The organism is Kineococcus arenarius subsp. arenarius (assembly GCF_050871845.1).
In the GTDB taxonomy this organism is placed as follows: Bacteria; Actinomycetota; Actinomycetes; order Actinomycetales; family Kineococcaceae; genus Kineococcus.
This window is the reverse complement of record NZ_JBJLSE010000001.1, coordinates 69,728-86,099: the sequence shown is the minus strand read 5'-3', so window position 1 is coordinate 86,099 and position 16,372 is coordinate 69,728. Positions and strand designations below refer to the sequence as shown.

Annotated in this window: 14 protein-coding genes and 2 pseudogenes; 9 read left to right on the top strand and 7 right to left on the bottom strand. The window is 71.7% G+C overall.

The genetic code is table 11. The annotated features are described in order from the left end of the window. Window positions 1–50 precede the first annotated feature (50 nt). From ACRYM0_RS00440 to ACRYM0_RS00425, 4 genes and pseudogenes are all read right to left on the bottom strand, one after another. Complete coding sequence (locus ACRYM0_RS00440; RefSeq protein WP_432501004.1) at window positions 51–1,127, bottom strand: LacI family DNA-binding transcriptional regulator; 1,077 nt, start codon at window positions 1,125–1,127, stop codon at window positions 51–53. Window positions 1,128–1,377: 250 nt separating this feature from the next. Then, window positions 1,378–1,599: pseudogene (locus ACRYM0_RS00435) on the bottom strand (IS701 family transposase); the annotation flags it as partial. A gap of 379 nt (window positions 1,600–1,978) precedes the next feature. Next, complete coding sequence (locus tag ACRYM0_RS00430; protein ID WP_432501002.1) at window positions 1,979–3,664, bottom strand: ribonuclease J; 1,686 nt, start codon at window positions 3,662–3,664, stop codon at window positions 1,979–1,981. A gap of 620 nt (window positions 3,665–4,284) precedes the next feature. Beyond that, a complete protein-coding gene (locus ACRYM0_RS00425) occupies window positions 4,285–5,034 on the bottom strand; it encodes a FadR/GntR family transcriptional regulator (protein WP_432501000.1) in 750 nt (249 codons plus the stop codon). 407 nt (window positions 5,035–5,441) lie between these two features. Between ACRYM0_RS00425 and ACRYM0_RS00420 the strand changes: the two genes are divergently transcribed. The 4 genes from ACRYM0_RS00420 (at window position 5,442) to arfA (ending at window position 10,234) form a co-directional block, all read left to right on the top strand. After that, window positions 5,442–6,776 (top strand): extracellular solute-binding protein, encoded by a 1,335-nt coding sequence (locus ACRYM0_RS00420; protein WP_432500998.1) that lies wholly within the window; start codon window positions 5,442–5,444, stop codon window positions 6,774–6,776. Between the two features lie 35 nt (window positions 6,777–6,811). Beyond that, window positions 6,812–7,735, top strand: a complete 924-nt coding sequence (locus ACRYM0_RS00415) for a carbohydrate ABC transporter permease (RefSeq protein ID WP_432500996.1) — start codon at window positions 6,812–6,814, stop codon at window positions 7,733–7,735. After that, window positions 7,732–8,646 carry a carbohydrate ABC transporter permease gene (locus ACRYM0_RS00410; RefSeq protein ID WP_432500994.1) on the top strand — a complete coding sequence of 305 codons (915 nt, stop codon included), beginning with the start codon at window positions 7,732–7,734 and terminating at the stop codon, window positions 8,644–8,646. Before ACRYM0_RS00415 ends, ACRYM0_RS00410 begins: the two co-directional genes overlap by 4 nt. A gap of 73 nt (window positions 8,647–8,719) precedes the next feature. Next, window positions 8,720–10,234: an arabinosylfuranosidase ArfA gene (gene arfA, locus ACRYM0_RS00405; RefSeq protein ID WP_432500992.1), complete on the top strand. Its 1,515-nt coding sequence runs from the start codon at window positions 8,720–8,722 to the stop codon at window positions 10,232–10,234. A gap of 94 nt (window positions 10,235–10,328) precedes the next feature. Here arfA and ACRYM0_RS00400 read toward each other — a convergent pair. The 3 genes and pseudogenes from ACRYM0_RS00400 to ACRYM0_RS00390 form a co-directional block, all read right to left on the bottom strand. Then, window positions 10,329–10,829, bottom strand: a pseudogene (locus tag ACRYM0_RS00400) (transposase); the annotation flags it as partial. 462 nt (window positions 10,830–11,291) lie between these two features. After that, window positions 11,292–11,801: a putative immunity protein gene (locus ACRYM0_RS00395; RefSeq protein WP_432500989.1), complete on the bottom strand. Its 510-nt coding sequence runs from the start codon at window positions 11,799–11,801 to the stop codon at window positions 11,292–11,294. A 186-nt stretch (window positions 11,802–11,987) separates the two neighbouring features. Continuing rightward, the gene (locus ACRYM0_RS00390) at window positions 11,988–12,755 is read right to left on the bottom strand and encodes an HAD family hydrolase (protein ID WP_432500986.1); all 768 of its coding nucleotides are present in this window, start codon (window positions 12,753–12,755) and stop codon (window positions 11,988–11,990) included. A 25-nt stretch (window positions 12,756–12,780) separates the two neighbouring features. Here ACRYM0_RS00390 and ACRYM0_RS00385 point away from each other — a divergent pair, with 25 nt between their 5' ends. The 5 genes from ACRYM0_RS00385 to ACRYM0_RS00365 all read left to right on the top strand — a co-directional run bounded on the left by ACRYM0_RS00385 (window position 12,781) and on the right by ACRYM0_RS00365 (window position 16,355). Continuing rightward, a complete protein-coding gene (locus tag ACRYM0_RS00385; RefSeq protein ID WP_432500983.1) occupies window positions 12,781–13,671 on the top strand; it encodes a PAC2 family protein in 891 nt (296 codons plus the stop codon). Between the two features lie 87 nt (window positions 13,672–13,758). After that, window positions 13,759–14,196, top strand: a complete 438-nt coding sequence (locus tag ACRYM0_RS00380; RefSeq protein WP_432500981.1) for a DUF805 domain-containing protein — start codon at window positions 13,759–13,761, stop codon at window positions 14,194–14,196. 97 nt (window positions 14,197–14,293) lie between these two features. Further along, window positions 14,294–14,923, top strand: a complete 630-nt coding sequence (locus ACRYM0_RS00375; protein ID WP_432500979.1) for an AIM24 family protein — start codon at window positions 14,294–14,296, stop codon at window positions 14,921–14,923. Continuing rightward, window positions 14,923–15,591, top strand: coding sequence for an AIM24 family protein (locus ACRYM0_RS00370; RefSeq protein WP_432500977.1), 669 nt, complete (start codon window positions 14,923–14,925; stop codon window positions 15,589–15,591). The genes ACRYM0_RS00375 and ACRYM0_RS00370 overlap by 1 nt, the downstream gene beginning before the upstream one ends. Next, a complete protein-coding gene (locus ACRYM0_RS00365) occupies window positions 15,588–16,355 on the top strand; it encodes an AIM24 family protein (protein ID WP_432500974.1) in 768 nt (255 codons plus the stop codon). The genes ACRYM0_RS00370 and ACRYM0_RS00365 overlap by 4 nt, the downstream gene beginning before the upstream one ends. Window positions 16,356–16,372: the final 17 nt, after the last annotated feature.

Below are 16,372 nucleotides of genomic sequence, written 5' to 3'. Positions count from 1 at the left end.
TCCCCCGCGCGTCACCTGGACGTGCGCTGCCCGCAACACAGGTGAAACGATTAGGCACGTCCCGCCACCGCTACCGGGGCGCCCGCCGGGCCGGGCAGCGGCCGCGCCGTCGAGGCGCGCAGGTGCAGCGGGGCCGGGACGGTCCGCACGGTCCCCAGAGCCGGCCCCGGCCCCCGCGGATCGTCGAGGACCTCGATCAGCCGCTCCACGCACGCGACGCCCAGGTCGTGCGCCGGCAGTTCGATCGCCGTGACCGGCGGATCCTCCTCGAGCAGCCCCGAGTCGTCGGCCCCCGCGGCCACCAGGACGTCCACGCCCGGCCGCCGGCCCGTCGCGCGCAGCACCTCCAGGGCCGCCTGCGTGGCGAAGCTGGACGCGCACAGCACCAGGTCGACCTCGGGGTGCTCCCGCAGCACCGGCTCCAGCAGCGCGCGGTGCCGCGCGACGTCGCGCTCGCCGAAGCGCGTGTCGACCAGCACCGGCGTCGTGCCGCGCTCGGTGGCCCAGGCCCGCACGAGGTCGCGCAGCAGGTTCCCCCAGCCGGAGTGCCGGTCCGGCGCCGCCAGGAACGGGCGGCGGGCACCGTGCGCCGCGGCGACGTCGAGCAGGGAACGCACCGCCGTCGCGTGGTCGGCGGCCACGACCGTGCACGCAGGCATCTCCGGCGGCACGTGCTCACCGGCCACCACCGGAACCGGCAGTTCCATGAGCTCGCGGGCCCGCAGGTCGTCCGCGATCGGGTCGACGACGACGACGCCGTCGACGTGCGGGGCCGTGGTGCGCGGGCGGCTCGTGTCCGAGGAGAGCACGACGATGTCGTGGTCGTGCCGGTGAGCCGCCTCGATGGCCCCGGCGAGGAAGTCCCGGAAGTAGGACGTCGCCAGGCTCTGCGCGGCGCTCTGGTGGTGCACGCCCAGCGCCTGGGTGCGGCCGGTGCGCAACCCCCGGGCCAGCGCGTTGGCCAGGTAGCCGAGGTCCTCGGCAGCCTGCTGCACGCGCTGCCGGGTCGCCTCCGTCATCCGCCCCACGCCGGCCAGGGCCTGTGACGCCGTCGCGACCGACACCCCAGCGGCCGCCGCCACGTCCTTGAGCGTGACGGCGCCCGCGCCACGCCCCCTCGGAGTCATGCGCGAACCCTACTGGGGGCCCACCCCGTGGGGAACCGCACCGCTGAGCGCCTCCCGACGACGCTGCGCGCCGCCGGCGGTCTCGAGCGACCGCGCGGGCCGGACGTGCGCATCGCGAACGGCGGGTCCGGTGGAGAACCCGTGACGCGAAGCCCGGTGGTGCTTCGTCAGGTCGGCACGAGAGGCCGGTCCCGGACGGGCTGTCCGCAGACGCTGCAGGTACCGGTCCAGGTAGCCGGCGACCGCTGGAGCAGGCGCAGCGCGGCGTTGCGGCTCGGGCTGCGCCACGGGCTTCGGGGTCGGCGCGCAGCGTGGCGCAGAAGAGGTGCGCCGCGGTGACGAGGGTGACGTGGTGGTGCCAGCCGGTGAGGGCGCGGTCCTCGAAGTGGTCCAGACCGAGGGCGACCTCGAGTTCCCGGTAGTCGTGCTCGATGCGCCAGCGGATCTCACTCAGACGGATCAGCTGGTCCAGCGGGGTACTGGCGCTGCGCATCCGCACTGCCGCCTCGTCCAGCCGATCGCTGCGGCCGCCGATCTGCAAGCCGGTGATCATCCACAGCACCGCGCTCGCGCCGTCGAGTCGGCAGCCGTGTGGGCAGGGCATCGAGGCGGTGACGCCCCAGAGCCGGCAGGTGGTGGGCCGGATGGCGTGCACACTGCAGCGCCCAGCCCCGAACGTCCGCGTCAGCGCGGGGCAGGCCCCATCCCGGGTGGGGGCGCGAGGTCGACGCCGGCGGCCAGGGGCCGTGCGGGGGAATGCCGGATCGACCAGCACGTCCACGGCCGCCGGGTCCTTCGACCCGGCGGCCGTCGTGCGTGCGAGGGCTCGCGGCACGGCCCCCGCTCGCCGCTCAGGCGTCGATGACGACCGGGATGATCAACGGCGCACGCCGGTGGACCCGTCGCGCCCACGAAGCCACGGTGCGCGCGATGACGTCCTCCAACTGGTGGGCGTCGGGGTGCGCGTCGGAGGCGGCGCGGGCCAGGGCCTTCTCGATGAGCGGGACCACGGCGTCGAAGGTCCGCTCGTCGTGGACGAAGCCGCGAGCGAGGAAGTCCGGCGGATCGGTCAACTGGCCCGTGTCGGCGTCGATGATGGCGACGACCGTGAGGACACCCTCCTCCGCCAAGGTGCGCCGGTCCTTCAGCGACGCTTCGGTGGCCCCACCCACGGTCGAGGCGTCGACGTAGACGTTGCCGGCTGCGACCTTGCCCACCACGGAGACCCGCCCGTCGACGAGGTCGACGACGTCGCCGTCCTCGGCGATCACCACGTTGCGCCGGTCCACCCCGGTCTTGACGGCCAGGTCCGCGTTGGCGCGCAGGTGCCGCGCCTCCCCGTGCACCGGCATCACGTTGGACGGCCTGACGATGTTGTAGCAGTACACCAGCTCGCCGGCGCTGGCGTGGCCGGAGACGTGCACCTTCGCGTTGCCCTTGTGCACGACGTTGGCACCCAGGGCCGTGAGCCCGTTGATGACGCGGTAGACGGCGTTCTCGTTGCCCGGGATGAGCGAGCTCGCCAGCAGCACGGTGTCGCCGTCCCTGACGCGGATGACGTGGTCGCCGCTCGCCATCCGGGACAGCGCCGCCAGCGGCTCACCCTGCGAACCGGTGCAGACCAGCGCCACCTTCGAGGGCGGCATCTTCTCCAGGACCTTCAGGTCCACGACGAGACCGTCGGGGACCTTGAGGTAACCGAGTTCCGCGGCGATCCCCATGTTGCGCACCATCGAGCGCCCCACGAAGGCCACCTTGCGCCCGTGCGCGGCGGCCGCGTCCAGGACCTGCTGGATCCGGTGGACGTGGCTGGCGAAGCTGGAGACGATCACCCGTCGCGGCGACGTCCGGAAGACCGTCTCGATGGCCGGGATCAGCTCTCCCTCCGAGGCCGTGAACCCCGGCACCTCGGCGTTGGTGGAGTCGGTCAGGAAGAGGTCGACGCCCTCCTCGCCCAGGCGGGCGAACCCGCGCAGGTCGGTGATGCGGCCGTCCAGCGGGAACTGGTCCATCTTGAAGTCGCCGGTGTGCAGGACCAGTCCGGCGGCGGTGCGGATGGCCACGGCCAGCCCGTCGGGGATGGAGTGGTTGACCGCGACGAACTCGCAGTCGAAGGGGCCGAAGCTCTTGTGGTCGCCCTCGCCGACCTCCACCGTCACCGGGCGGATGCGGTGCTCGGTGAGCTTGGCGGTGATGAGGGCCAGCGTCAGACGGGAGCCGACCACGGGGATGTCGGCGCGCTCGCGCAGCAGGTACGGCACGCCACCGATGTGGTCCTCGTGCCCGTGCGTGAGCACGATCGCCACGATGTCGTCGAGCCGGTCCCGGATGGAGGTGAAGTCCGGGAGGATGACGTCGATGCCCGGCTGGTGCTCCTCGGGGAAGAGGACGCCGCAGTCCACGACCAGCAGCTTGCCCGCGTGCTCGAAGACCGTCATGTTGCGGCCGATCTCGCCCAGGCCACCCAGTGCGACGACCCTGAGCGCGTCCTTCGCGAGAGCCGGCACGGAACCCAGGGTTGACCGAGATCGACTCATGGCTTCGACCCTAACAAGGCGGAGTCGACCGGACGCGTCGGCCGTCGCGAGGAGGTCCCTCACGCCGTACCTGTCTCCTGGAGCCGCTGTCCAGGTGCACGAGCAGGCACTGCGCGACGCGGTGGCTCACGCCCGTGCAGCTCAGTGGGGACCGGATGGCTCGAGCGCACCTCGACCGCGGAGCAGCGGCAGGGGTCTGCTGCATGATCCGGACCAATGCCGCCTGATCATGCAGTAGCCCCTTCATCGACCGCTCGCCCCGCAGCGGGGGTCGGGGCGTGGAGCATCGAGCGTAGATCCTGGTAGGCGTACCAGGCCACGGTGACGTCCAAGTCGGGGGCACCGGCCCGCAAGGGCGACCTCGTGTCGGGCCCGACCTCCGGTGAGGTCGTGTCTGGGCTTGCCCCGGTATGCCGGACACCTTGATCACGGTGTCCGGAAAAGCGGATCAAGCTCCACGGCACTGAGCGGTGTCGTCGGGGTCGTTGCAGGTCCGGGTGGCGGCGCGGTGGGTGGTGGCGACCGGGAAGCCGTCACCCTCGTCGGCGAAGGTGTTGCGAGCGATCCAGGGGCGTACCTGCCAGGTCTGGTGCCAGGTGGGCGCTGGGGCAGCTCGGACCTCAGCCGACGTCGTCGGCCACAGCAGAGGTGGCGGCCGCGTTGTTCATGCGCTCTATGAGTTCGCGCACAGCCATGGCGTCGTCGCCGATGGCGTTGGTTGCGATCTTCTTCGCAGCGCGCACCATGTGCGTGCCCATGGCCTGTGCGGCCGCTGGGGAGTCGCCGGCCTCGACCGCGGCGAGCACGGGGAGGTGGTCGGCGTAGGCGCGCGTTGGACTGGTCGAGGCGGGGATGTACCGCGCGATCCAAGCGAACATCACGCTGCGCACGCCGACGAGGATGGAGTTCAGAATGGGGTTGCCGGTGCTGCGCGCTAAGGCGGAATGGAAAGCGACGTCGGCCTCTTCGAAGGCTGCAGTGTCGTGGCGGGTGGCCTCCATGCGTTGCAGGGCCGCGCGCAGGTGCAGCAGGTCCTCATCGCTACGCCGCTGTGCGGCCAGCTGCGCGATGAGGACCTCCAAGTGCCAACGCGTCTCGACGATGTCCACCAGGCGGTGGCCGGTGACCGCAGAGGTTGCGTGGAAGACAGCCGCCAGGACGTCGGAGTCCGGGCCTCGCAGGTAGCTGCCGCGACTCTGGTGGACGTCGAGCACTCCGAGGAAGCTGAGCGTCTTGAGGGCCTCGCGCACGGTCGCGCGGTTGACGCCGAGGTCCTCGGCCAGTTGGCGCTCTCCGGGCAACCGCTGACCCGGGTGAACTCCGCCGACGACGAGGTGGTCGAGCAGGCGTCGGGTGACCTCGGTGGCCACCGGCTCCTGGGTGGCGCGTACGAGGGGGGCCAGGGGCGGCCTCTGCGGGCCGGGCGGCTCATCGTGGTGCTGCGCTGACATGGACGGCATCGTCTCCTCTCGCCAGCGCCACGGTATCGGATGCACGCCTCCGCGACGGCCGGTTGACCGGTTGACCGGAGAGCGTTAGCGTCGTCAACAGTTGGGAGGACAACTCGGGCTCACCGGTGAGCTCGAGCAGCACCACGGCGTCGCTGGACGGTCCAGGCGACGTCACACCCGTGCCGTCGACGCCCGTCGTCGACAGCCCAATACCGCACCAACGAGCGGGCAGCACCCACTTCACGCTCGCTGTCGCGAGGGTTTCTCGCTGCAGCTGCACGCGACGACGCGCGGCCACCGGCTCGCGCGGGAGGCGAGGAGGACCCATGCACCGGACAGGGCACAGCGCAGGATCGCTCGATCGACCGCGCCCCACCCGCCGCTCGCTCCTGGCGGCGCTGGCGGCGGCGGGCGCCGGCGTCGGTCTGAGCGGTTGCGCAGATGCGGTCGGCACCAGCGAGGGCAGCACGCCACTGCGCTACTGGAACCTGTTCGCCGGAGGTGACGGCGTGCGGATGATCGAACTGGGAGAGCGCTTCTCCGCCGCGCACCCGGACATCTCCTTGGAACCGACCACGCTGGCGTGGGGGCAGCCGTACTACACCAAGCTGGCCATGGCCTGCGCCGGCGGCCGCGCTCCCGACGTCAGCATCCTGCACCTGGCCAGGCTTCCCGGGTACGCCCCCGGCCGCCTGCTCGATCCCTTCCCCCGCGACCTGCTCGAGGAGTTCGGGATCACCTCCGACAAGTTCCTGCCGGAGCTGTGGAAGGCCGGCACCGTCGATGGGCAGGTGTACGCCATCCCCTTCGACACCCACCCGTTTGTCATGTACTACAACACCGACATCTGCGCCGCCGCCGGCCTGCTCGACGACGACGGACTGCTCAAGCCCCTGCAGGGTCCCGAGGAGCTCCTCGCCGCCTTTGCTGCCGCCCGCGAGGTCACCGGCGACCTGGGGTTGTCGATCGGCACGCTTACGGTCAACCCCTGGCGACTCTTCTGGACGCTGTATCGCCAGCTGGACGGGCAGATCCTCGACCCCAGCGGCACCGAGCTGGCCATCGACGATGCCAAGGCTCTCGAAGCACTGCGCTTCATGCAGCGCTTGTCGCAGGAGGGCCTGGCCCCCCGTACCGCCGACCGCGAAGCTGTCATCGCCTCCTTCGGCAGCGGGCGCGCAGGGTTCCTCTTCTACGGCGAATGGGAGGTGACCACCTTCGAGGAGAACGCGCTGCCGTTCGGTATGGCGCCCTTTCCGAACGTCTTCGGCAACACCCGCACCCAAGGTGATTCGCACTCCTTCGTCCTGCCCCACCAGATCGAGCGCGACCCTGAGGTCACCCGGGCCGCCGTCACCTACATCGCCTGGATGCTGGAGAACAGCCTCTACTGGGCCGGCGGAGGGCACATCCCCGCCTACCAGCCGGTCGTGCGCAACCCGGACTACGAGAACCTGCAACCACAGGCTCAGTACCGCTCCGTCGCCGAGGACGTCCAGCTCGATCCTGCGGCGTGGTTCAGCGGTTCCGCCTCCGAGCTGCAGAACCAGGCCGGCGCCGCTTTCGGTGCCGTGCACGCCGGCACCTTGACCCCTGAGCAGGCGCTTGAGCAGTTCAAGGACGCCGTGCAGACCCTGCTGGACACCCCCGCCCCCGTCTGAGGGCGTTCGCCGAAGTACCCCCAGGAAGGATCACCATGGTCGTGCAGACCGCACCGGCGCCCCCGGTGAGCATCGAGCCCGCCCGCCGAGCGCGCTCGCGCAAGCTGGCGGGATTCCTCTTCGTTCTGCCCTTCCTCGCCGTCTACGTCGCCTTCCTGGTGTGGCCGGTACTGGCGGGGCTGTGGGACAGCTTCTTCAACGTCAGCCTCGCCGGTGGGGAATCCGCCTTCCTCGGCCTGGCGAACTACACCGAGATGATCGGCGATGAGGCGGTGTGGCGCTCGCTCTGGCACACCGTCTTGTTCACGCTCCTCAGCTCGCCACCGCTGGTTCTGCTCGGGCTGGTGATGGCGCTGCTCACCCACCGCGCACGTCGTGCGGGCTGGTTCCTGCGCTTCGCCTACTTCGTCCCCTACGTCCTGCCGGCGACGGTCGTCAGCCTGGTGTGGGTGTGGCTGTACCAGCCGGGCTTCGGCCTGATCAACGACGCCCTCACCCGTCTGGGGCTGGCCGAGATCAACTGGCTGGGCGACGAGCGGGTCGCGATGATCGCCGTCGTGCTCACGACCGTGTGGTGGACGGTGGGCTTCAACTTTCTGCTCTACCTGGCCGCGTTGCAGAGCATCCCCGCGGAACTGTACGAGGCGGCCTCCATCGACGGAGCCCGGCCTTGGCGACAGCTCGTCAGCATCACCCTGCCGCTGCTGAGCCGGACCACCGGACTGGTGCTCGTGCTGCAGTTGGTGTCGTCGTTGAAGGTCTTCGACCAGATCTACCTCATGACAGCCGGCGGTCCGAACTTCTCCACCCGTCCGATCATCCAGTACATCTACGAGACCGGGTTCACGACGTTCCGCATCGGTTACGCCTCCGCCGTCTCCTACATGTTCTTCGCGCTCATCGTGATCATCTCGATCGCGCAGTTCAAGTTCGGTCGGTCGAAGGAGCAGACAGCATGAGCGACACCACGCTGGGTGGGGGCACCACCACGACCAGCACCATCAGCAGCGCTGTGAAGGTGAAGCGAGCAGACCGGCGGGCCCCCAGTCGGCGTTCCACGCTCGGTGGCACCTCACTGAGCGCCATCGCCTTGGTTCTGGCCGTGCTGTGGCTGGTGCCGCTGGCCTGGGCGGTCGACACCGCGTTCAAGCCCGAGGCGGAGACCACGAGCATTCCCGTCACCTGGATCCCCTCAGAGTTCACCTTGGACGCCTTCGTCAGCGTCTTCGCCCAAGGCGACCTGCTGCGCTGGCTGCTCAACAGCACCATCGTGGCGGTCGCCGTCACCGTGCTCACGCTCGCACTGTGCAGCATGGCGGCCTACGGCTTCTCCCGGATGGACTTCCCCTTCAAGAAGGCCGTCCTGGCGCTGGTCCTGGCTGGGATCATGGTCCCCCCGCAGGTCCTCATCGTCCCGCTGTTCGAGCAGATGAAGGCGCTGCGCCTGGTCGACACCTACCCGGGCATCGTGCTTCCGCAGGTCGTCGCACCTGCCATGGTCTTCATCCTGAAGAAGTTCTTCGACGGCATCCCCAAGGAGTACGAGGAGGCTGCGGAGATGGACGGTGCCGGGCCGTTGCGGACCTTCTGGAACGTAGTGCTGCCCATGTCCAAGCCCATCTTGACCGCGGTGGCGATCTTCACCTTCATCCACGCCTGGAACAACTTCCTGTGGCCGTTCATCGTGACCACCGAGCCGGACATGATGACGGTGCCCGTCGGCCTGGCCGCCGTGCAGGGCTCCTACGGCCTGCGCTACGCGCAGATCATGGCCGCCGCCGTCGCAGCCGGCCTTCCGCTGGTCATCATCTACGCCCTGTTCCAGCGCCAGGTGGTCCGCGGGGTCGGCGACGCCGGCCTCAAGGGCTAATCGCTGCGCTGACACCGCCTACCCCGATCCCCCAACCGCACCGATCAGCCCGAGTCATCCCTGGAGAGCCCCCGTGCGCACCGCATCCTTGTCGATCGACCCGACCTTCGTGGTCGCCCCCGTCAACCGTCGCACCTTCGGCTCTTTCGTCGAGCACATGGGCCGCTGCGTCTACACCGGCATCTACGAGCCGGACCACCCCAGCGCCGACGAGGACGGCCTGCGCACCGACGTCCTGGACCTCGTGCGCGAGCTCGGTGTCACCGTGGTGCGCTACCCCGGCGGCAACTTCGTCTCCGGCTACCGCTGGGAGGACGGGGTCGGCCCCGTCGAAGACCGACCCACGCGCCTGGACTCGGCCTGGCACACCATCGAGACGAACGCCTTCGGTCTGAACGAGTTCACCCGCTGGGCGCACAAGGCTGGTGTGGAGACCATGATGGCCATGAACCTCGGCACGCGCGGCGTACAGGAAGCGTTGGATCTATTCGAGTACTGCAACCACCCCAGTGGCACCGCCTTGTCGGACCTGCGCATCTCCCACGGTGTGAAGGACCCTCACGACATCCAGCTGTGGTGCCTGGGAAACGAGCTCGACGGGCCGTGGCAGCTGGGCCACAAGACGGCGCAGGAGTACGGGCGCCTGGCCGCCGAGACCGCCAGCGCCTTGCGCCAGCGCGACCCCTCCCTGCAGCTGATCGCCTGCGGCAGTTCCCACCGGCAAATGCCCACGTTCGCCGCGTGGGAGGCCACCGTCCTGGAGCACACCTACGACCAGGTGGACTTCATCTCCGCCCATGCCTATTACCAGCTGGAGAACGACGACCTCGCCAGCTTCCTGGCCTCCTCGCGCGACATGGACGACTTCGTCAACGAGGTCGTCGCCACCGCCGACCACATCCGCGCCAAGCTGCGCCGCAGCAAGCGGATCAACATCTCCTTCGATGAGTGGAACGTCTGGTACCGCGAGGAGTCTCGGCAGCTGCGTGCCAGCTGGAGCGCCGAAGACTGGGAGGTCGCCCCCCGCCTGAGCGAGGAGCCCTACACCGTCGCCGACGCGGTCGTCGTCGGCTCCCTGTTGCTGTCCCTGCTGCGCCACAGCGATCGCGTCACAGTGGCCTGCCAGGCACAGCTGGTCAACACCATCGGCTCCATCCGCTGCGAACCTGGCGGACCGGCGTGGCGCCAGAGCATCTTCCACCCCTTCGCCCAGGCCGCCCGCCTGGCGCAGGGACAAGTGCTGCACACCGCGCTCAGCGCGCCCGCCCACGACACCGCCCGCTACGGGCAGGTCCCCTCCATCGACGCCGTGGTGACCCACGACGCCGAAACCGGCCAACTGGCGGTGCTCGCGGTGAACCGCCACCCCGGTGAGGAACTCACCCTCGAGATCGACCTGCGCGCCTTCCCCGCAGCCCGGCTGACGGAGGCTTCCGTTCTCGCCGACGACGACTGGCGCGCCACCAACACCCAGCAGGACCCCGACCGTGTCTCCCCACGGCCCAACCCGCAGGTGCAGCTGGAGGACACCACGCTGCGCGCGGTCTTGCCCGCGGTGTCCTGGAACGTGTTCCACCTTGAGGTCTGAGCTTGATTCTTGACGTACGATCTCACGATGAGTGATCTTCGCGTTGCGGCGGGTGCTCTCTCCGATGGTGTAGCGCGATGCTGGGTGGCGGTTCCTAGCGTCGTGAGTCGCTGATCCTTCGGCAGTAGTCGCCAAGTACCTCCGAGATCTGGTCAGCAGTCTTGGCCCACACGTACGGGCGCGGGTCCTCGTTCCACTTACCGATCCACTCGCGGAGGTCCGCGTTCAACGCCCGCACCGAGCGAGGTGCACCGCCAGGCGCTGGGGGACCTGCGCGTCGATGGTGCGCAGGAGCTTCAAGAACTCCACGGCGCGGTGCCGGACGTGGAGCGATCCGATCACCTGCCCGGTAGCGGTGATCAGTGCCGCGTGGAGGCTGGAGGTGCCGTGGCGGACGTGGTCGTGGCTGGCGCGTTCGGGCGTGCCCGGCAGCATCGGGAAGACCGGCTGGGGGCGATTCAGCGCCTGCACCTGCGTCTTCTCATCCACGCAGAAGACCACGGCGGCCTCCGGCGGGTTGAGGTAGAGCCCGGCGCCATCACTGCTGGTCGTGCAGCTCGTCCACGAACGCCGGATCGGTGGACAGCTTGAAGGAGTGGCGCAGGTCCTGGTGGGTCGAGGTGCGACGACGGAGCGGGTGGAGTCGCCCCAGAACCACACCCGGCTCGATACGGCCGCGACCGGTCGCGCGGCGACGACGCGGCTCTCGATCCCACGATCTGTGCGGGTTCGGTGGACAGGCGCCCGGCACCGTGGGGCGGGGCGCTCGAGGACGACTGGAGTTCCTCCGTGTCCGGCTCCGCGTGGCGACCCTCAGGTTCCGCTGCGACCGGCGTCGACCAGGGGCGCCTGGAGCACCGGGGCCAGCACGCCGACCAGCTCCTCGACTCAGGCCCGGGCAGGGCGTTCGGCCCGCACGACGTGGCGCAGCAACAGGGTGCCCACGGCCTGGCCGGCCGCGATCGAGACCTGTACGGGTTCGGCGGCGGGCAGGCCCGCTCCGCCCACCTCGGTGGAGCGGGGCAGCGCCCGGGTCCTCGAGCCCTGGACGGCCGTCTCAGTCCGAGAAGACCGACCAGCAGATGCGGTTGCGCCGGACCTGGTCCTCCAGCACGAGCTGACGGACGGGCTCGGGGAGCCGAGCGCGCTGCCAGTCCCGTTCGGCCCGCCCCGCGTCGGGGTCGTCGCCTCCTGCGCTGCGGGCGGCCTTGATCGCGTAGGCCGCGGCACCGAGGTCGTGCTCGGCGACGTGCCCGACGCAGGCGGCTTGCCCGGCCGAGTACGCGGCGAAGCGGGCCGCGCCGGACAAGGACCTGGCCGCGCCCATCGCGTGCCCCCCTGCCGCGCGTGCCCGCATCATCGGCACCTCGCCCCGCACCCACGCGCGCGCGGCGGCGATCGCCTCTCGCGGTCGCGGGTCGTGCGGCTGCTCGCGCTCGAAGCGGTCCAGGACGTGCTCGGCGCAGTCGGCGGCCCACAGGGCGAGCAGCCGGTGGTGGTCGTCGCTCAGCGTGCCGCCTCGACGGGTGGTCACCATGCGGGGGTCGCGGACCTCGGGCAGGATCACCGCTGCCCCCTCCCCCGGCGGAGACGAGCCCCCGGTGCACGAGGTCGACGGTGTCGGCCGCACCGCGAGGCTCGCAGACCCGGACGGCGCCGTCGAGCCCCCGCCGGCAGGCAGCGGGTGGGCACCTCACCGCTGTGGGCGGGTGGACGCGGCCCGCCACGCCCGGCCCCGCCCGCGCGGCGCCCCTCAGGGCACGATCGAGTCCACGACCTGCCCGGCGGCCACCCGTCCCAGGGCGGCGGCGTCCAGCTCGGCCAGGGAGGCCACGCGGCTGCGGCCCGGCGCGGGCGGGATGGGCACCATGTGCGGGCAGGCCACCACCCGGGCGCCGGCGGCCTCGCCCGAGGCGACGCCCGGTGCGGAGTCCTCCAGGACCACGCAGCGGCGCGGGTCCACGCCCAGCAGGTGCGCGGCGCGCAGGTACGGGTCGGGGGCGGGCTTGCCGCGCTCGACCTCGTCGCCGGCCACGACGACCGCGAAGGCGCCGGGCACCAGGGCGGCCACGGTGCCGGCCAGGGAGCGGTACGACATCGTCACCAGCGCGCACGGCACCCCCAGCTCGCCCAGCTCGCGCAGCAGCTGCAGCGCCCCGGGTCGCCAGACCACGCTCGCGCTGACCTGGTGGACGACCTCGCCGATCAGCTCGGCGACGATGGCGTCCGGGTCCAGGTGCACGCCGGCCTCGGCGGCCAGGTGCGCGGCCAGCAGCCGCCCGGAGTCCGGCAGCGCGCTGCCGACGAGCTGCAGCGCCTGCTCGTGCGACCAGCTCGCCCCGTGCCGGGCCATGAGGGCGTGCTCGGCGGCGATCCAGTGCGGTTCGGTGTCGACCAGCGTGCCGTCCATGTCCCACAGGACGGCGGCGGGCAGCGCCGGGTCCCGCCGGTCGGGGCGCTGCGGGTGGGGGCGCCGCGGGGCGGGGTTCGGCGGGTCGGGGATCGGCGTGTCGGTGGGCATCGGGTCGTGAGTCTAGGGTTGGGGGGTGCTTGAGCAGCCTGACGACGCGAGGCCGGCGGCGCCGGTGCTGCGCGACCCCGTGGTGATCGCGGCCTTCGAGGGCTGGAACGACGCCGGGGAGGCGGCCAGCCAGGCGGTCGCGCACCTGCACGAGGTGTGGGGGGCCACCGACCTCGCCGAGTTCGACCCCGAGGAGTACCACGACTTCCAGGTGAACCGGCCGACCGTGCACTACGACGAGGAGGGCCGGCGCCGCCTGACGTGGCCGACCACCCGGGTCTCGTACGCGCGCCTGCCCGACGCCTCGCGCGACGTGCTGCTGGTGCGGGGCATCGAGCCGTCGATGCGCTGGCGCACCTACGCCGCCGAGGTCGTCGAGCACGCCCGCGCGGTGGGCGCCGGGCTGGTGCTGACGCTGGGTGCGCTGCTGGCCGACGTGCCGCACACCCGCCCGCTGCCGGTGACCAGCAGCAGCGAGGACCCGGACCTGGTGCAGAAGCTGGACATCGAGCCGTCCCGCTACGAGGGGCCCACCGGCATCGTCGGCGTGGTCCAGGACGCGGTGGCGAACGCGGGCGTCCCCTCGGTGTCGCTGTGGGTGGCGGTGCCGCACTACGTGGGCCAGCCGCCCTCGCCGAAGGGGACCCTGGCGCTGCTGCACCGCGTGGAGGAGCTGCTGAACGTCTCCGTCCCCCTGGGGGACCTGCCCGAGGACGCCCGGGCGTGGGAGCGCGGCGTGGACGAGCTGGCCGGGGAGGACAGCGAGATCGCCGAGTACGTGCAGCAGCTGGAGGAGGCCAAGGACACCGCGGAGCTGCCCGAGGCCAGCGGTGAGGCCATCGCCCGGGAGTTCGAGCGCTACCTGCGCCGGCGCGACGACCCGCCCAGGCGCGACGAGGGCCCGCGCCGGGGCTGACCCGCGCAGGTGGTGCCGCTGCCCCGGACGAGTGGTGGTGCCGCCGGGCGCCGACGCCGGGGTCCGGCGGGCCGCCACCGTGGTGCGGTGAGCTTCTCCTCGGCCGTGTCCTCCGCGCTGCGCCAGTACGCCACCTTCAGCGGGCGGGCCCGCCGCTCGGAGTACTGGTGGTTCCAGCTGGCGTTCGCGCTGGCGTACCTGGCCGTGGTCGTGGTGGGCACCGTGCTGGCGGGCGTGGCCGGCGCGGTGGGCGGCGAAGTGGCGCAGTCGATCGCCGGCACGGTGTTGAGCCTGCTGGTGCTGGTCCTCTACCTGGCGGTGCTGCTGCCCTCGCTGGCGGTGACGGTGCGGCGCGTGCACGACACCGGCCGCTCCGGCTGGTGGGTGCTGGCGGGGGCGCTGCCGGTCCTGAACGTCGTGCTGTTCGTGTTCACGCTGCTGGACTCCGCCCCGGGCCCCAACGCGCACGGACCCAGCCCGAAGGCGACGCGCACGTGGTCGCCGCAGCCCGGGTGGGCGGCCTGAACCCGATCCCCCTGACACGCTGATCACCTGCGGGCCATGATGGGACCCGCAGCCCGGGGCACGCGGCCCCGGGCACCGGGCCGGAGGGGGCGAGCGGGTGAGCTGGCGGCTGCGGACGCCGCGGGTCCTGGAGGTGGACCTGGACGGCGACAAGGGCAGCGCGGTGCGCGCGCGGACCGGCTCGATGGTGGCCTACGAGGGCGAGGTGACCTTCAAGCACGCCGGCTCCGGCGGTGGCGGCGGCCTGCGGGCGGCGTTCAAGCAGCGGGTGACCGGTGAGTCCCTGCCGCTGATGGACGTCAGCGGCCGCGGCAGGGTGCACTTCGCCGTCGACGCCGGCCACGTGCTGCTGCTGGACCTGGCCGGCGAGGTGCTCAAGGCCGAGTCCGAGAGCCTGCTGTGCCTGTCGGAGGGGCTGCGCACCGACGTGGTGTTCACCGGCCTGCAGGGCGCCTCCAGCGGGCAGGGGCTGTTCACCACCAGCGTCACCGGGCACGGACGGGTGGCGCTGATCTCGCTGGGCGGGCCGCCGATCGCGCTGCGGGTCGGCCCGGGCGCACCGCTGGTGGTGGACCCGGACGCGTACATCGGCTGCCTGGGGGACGTCTCGCAGTCGTTCGTCACGGACGTGTCGTGGCGCGACCTGGTCGGGGAGTCCTCCGGGGAGGCGTTCTCGCTGCGCTTCGAGGGGCGGGGCACCGTGTTCATCCAGCCGGAGGAGCGCTGATGACGTTCACCACGGTCACCTCCAAGGTGGTGCTGGCGCAGGTCGCGCCCGGCCGGGAGGTCCTGGCCCGGCGCGGGGCGATGCTCGCCACCACCGGGCGGGTCACCTTCTCCCCCGTGTCCGGCGGCCCGGGCGGCGGAGCCTACGGCGGCGGGGTCGCCTCGGCGCTGGCCCGCGGGATGCAGGGCGAGGCGGTGGCGCTGATGGTCGCCGAGGGCTCGGGCACGGTGCACTACGGCTTCCGCGGCCACCACGTCACCGTCCTCGACCTGGACGGTTCCCAGCCGCTGTCGGTGGAGGCCGACCGGCTGCTGGCGCACGACGCGTCGCTGTCCAGCTCGGTGGTGTTCCTGGGGCAGCAGGGCGGGTTGCGCGGAGCGGTGCGCGGCGCCGTCACCGGGCAGGGGATGTTCACCACGCAGCTGTCCGGGCGCGGGTCGGTCGCGGTGCTCTCGCACGGCGGCACGTTCGCGCTGCCGGTCACCGGTGGCCGGCAGGTCGTGGTGGACCCGCAGGCGTACGTCGCGCACGTGGGCGACCTGCGGGTGGAGGTGGCCGCCGCGGTGTCCTGGCGCGACGCGGTGGGCCGCGGTTCGGGGGAAGCGGTGCAGCTGAAGGTGTCCGGCGAGGGCACCGTGCACGTGCAGGCGTCGGAGGAGAAGCTGTGAGCGTCGAACCGCTGGACCCGACCACCCTGCCGGAGCACGACAACCTGCCGGGCAACGCGTACGCGTACTGCGTGCGCCTGACGGGGCCGCTGTTCGTGCAGACCGGCCGCATGATCGCCTACTACCCCGCCGGGGGCGGCACGATCCGCTTCGAGCCGCTGACGGCGACGTCGCTGGGCTCGATGGTGGCCGAGCGGTTCTCCTCGCCGCTGTACAGCCGCGACTGGGTCGTCGCCAACGGGCAGGGGCACGTGATCCTCGGAGACCGCGGCTACGACATCAACTCCTACGACCTCGACGAGGGCAACCTCACCGTGCGGGCGGCGAACCTGCTGGCCTTCGACGCCGGGCTGGAGCTGAAGGAGTCGATCATCCCGGGGTTCCTCACCCTGCTGGGCACGGGGAAGTTCCTCGCCAGCTCCTCCGGGCCGGTGATCTTCGTCGAGCCGCCGGTGCGGGTGGACCCCGAGGCGCTGGTGGGGTGGGCCGACTGCCCCGCGCCCGCGCAGCACTTCGACGCCGGGTGGATGGGGCACTTCCTGGGCGCCGCGCGCGGGGCGCTGTTCGGCACCCGTTCCGGCGAGGAGCGCCAGTACGACTTCACCGGCGCCGGCACGGTGCTGCTGCAGAGCTCCGAGCGCGTCCTGGAGGACCCGCACGTGCTCCAGCGGCTGGAGGGCGAGGTGCGCCAGCTGGGCACCGGGCAGCTGCAGCGGCTCGGCTCGGTGGTGCAGCAGGAGATCGCCCAGCGCCAGCAGGGCTGACGCTCGCGCGCCGCCCG

Excerpts from the sequence above, each read along its gene's own strand:
- ACRYM0_RS00440 (WP_432501004.1), bottom strand. The coding sequence starts at position 1,127 with ATGACTCCGAGGGGGCGTGGCGCGGGCGCCGTCACGCTCAAGGACGTG.
- ACRYM0_RS00430 (WP_432501002.1), bottom strand. The coding sequence starts at position 3,664 with ATGAGTCGATCTCGGTCAACCCTGGGTTCCGTGCCGGCTCTCGCGAAG.
- ACRYM0_RS00420 (WP_432500998.1), top strand. The coding sequence starts at position 5,442 with ATGCACCGGACAGGGCACAGCGCAGGATCGCTCGATCGACCGCGCCCC.
- ACRYM0_RS00415 (WP_432500996.1), top strand. The coding sequence starts at position 6,812 with ATGGTCGTGCAGACCGCACCGGCGCCCCCGGTGAGCATCGAGCCCGCC.
- ACRYM0_RS00410 (WP_432500994.1), top strand. The coding sequence starts at position 7,732 with ATGAGCGACACCACGCTGGGTGGGGGCACCACCACGACCAGCACCATC.
- ACRYM0_RS00390 (WP_432500986.1), bottom strand. The coding sequence starts at position 12,755 with ATGCCCACCGACACGCCGATCCCCGACCCGCCGAACCCCGCCCCGCGG.
- ACRYM0_RS00370 (WP_432500977.1), top strand. The coding sequence starts at position 14,923 with ATGACGTTCACCACGGTCACCTCCAAGGTGGTGCTGGCGCAGGTCGCG.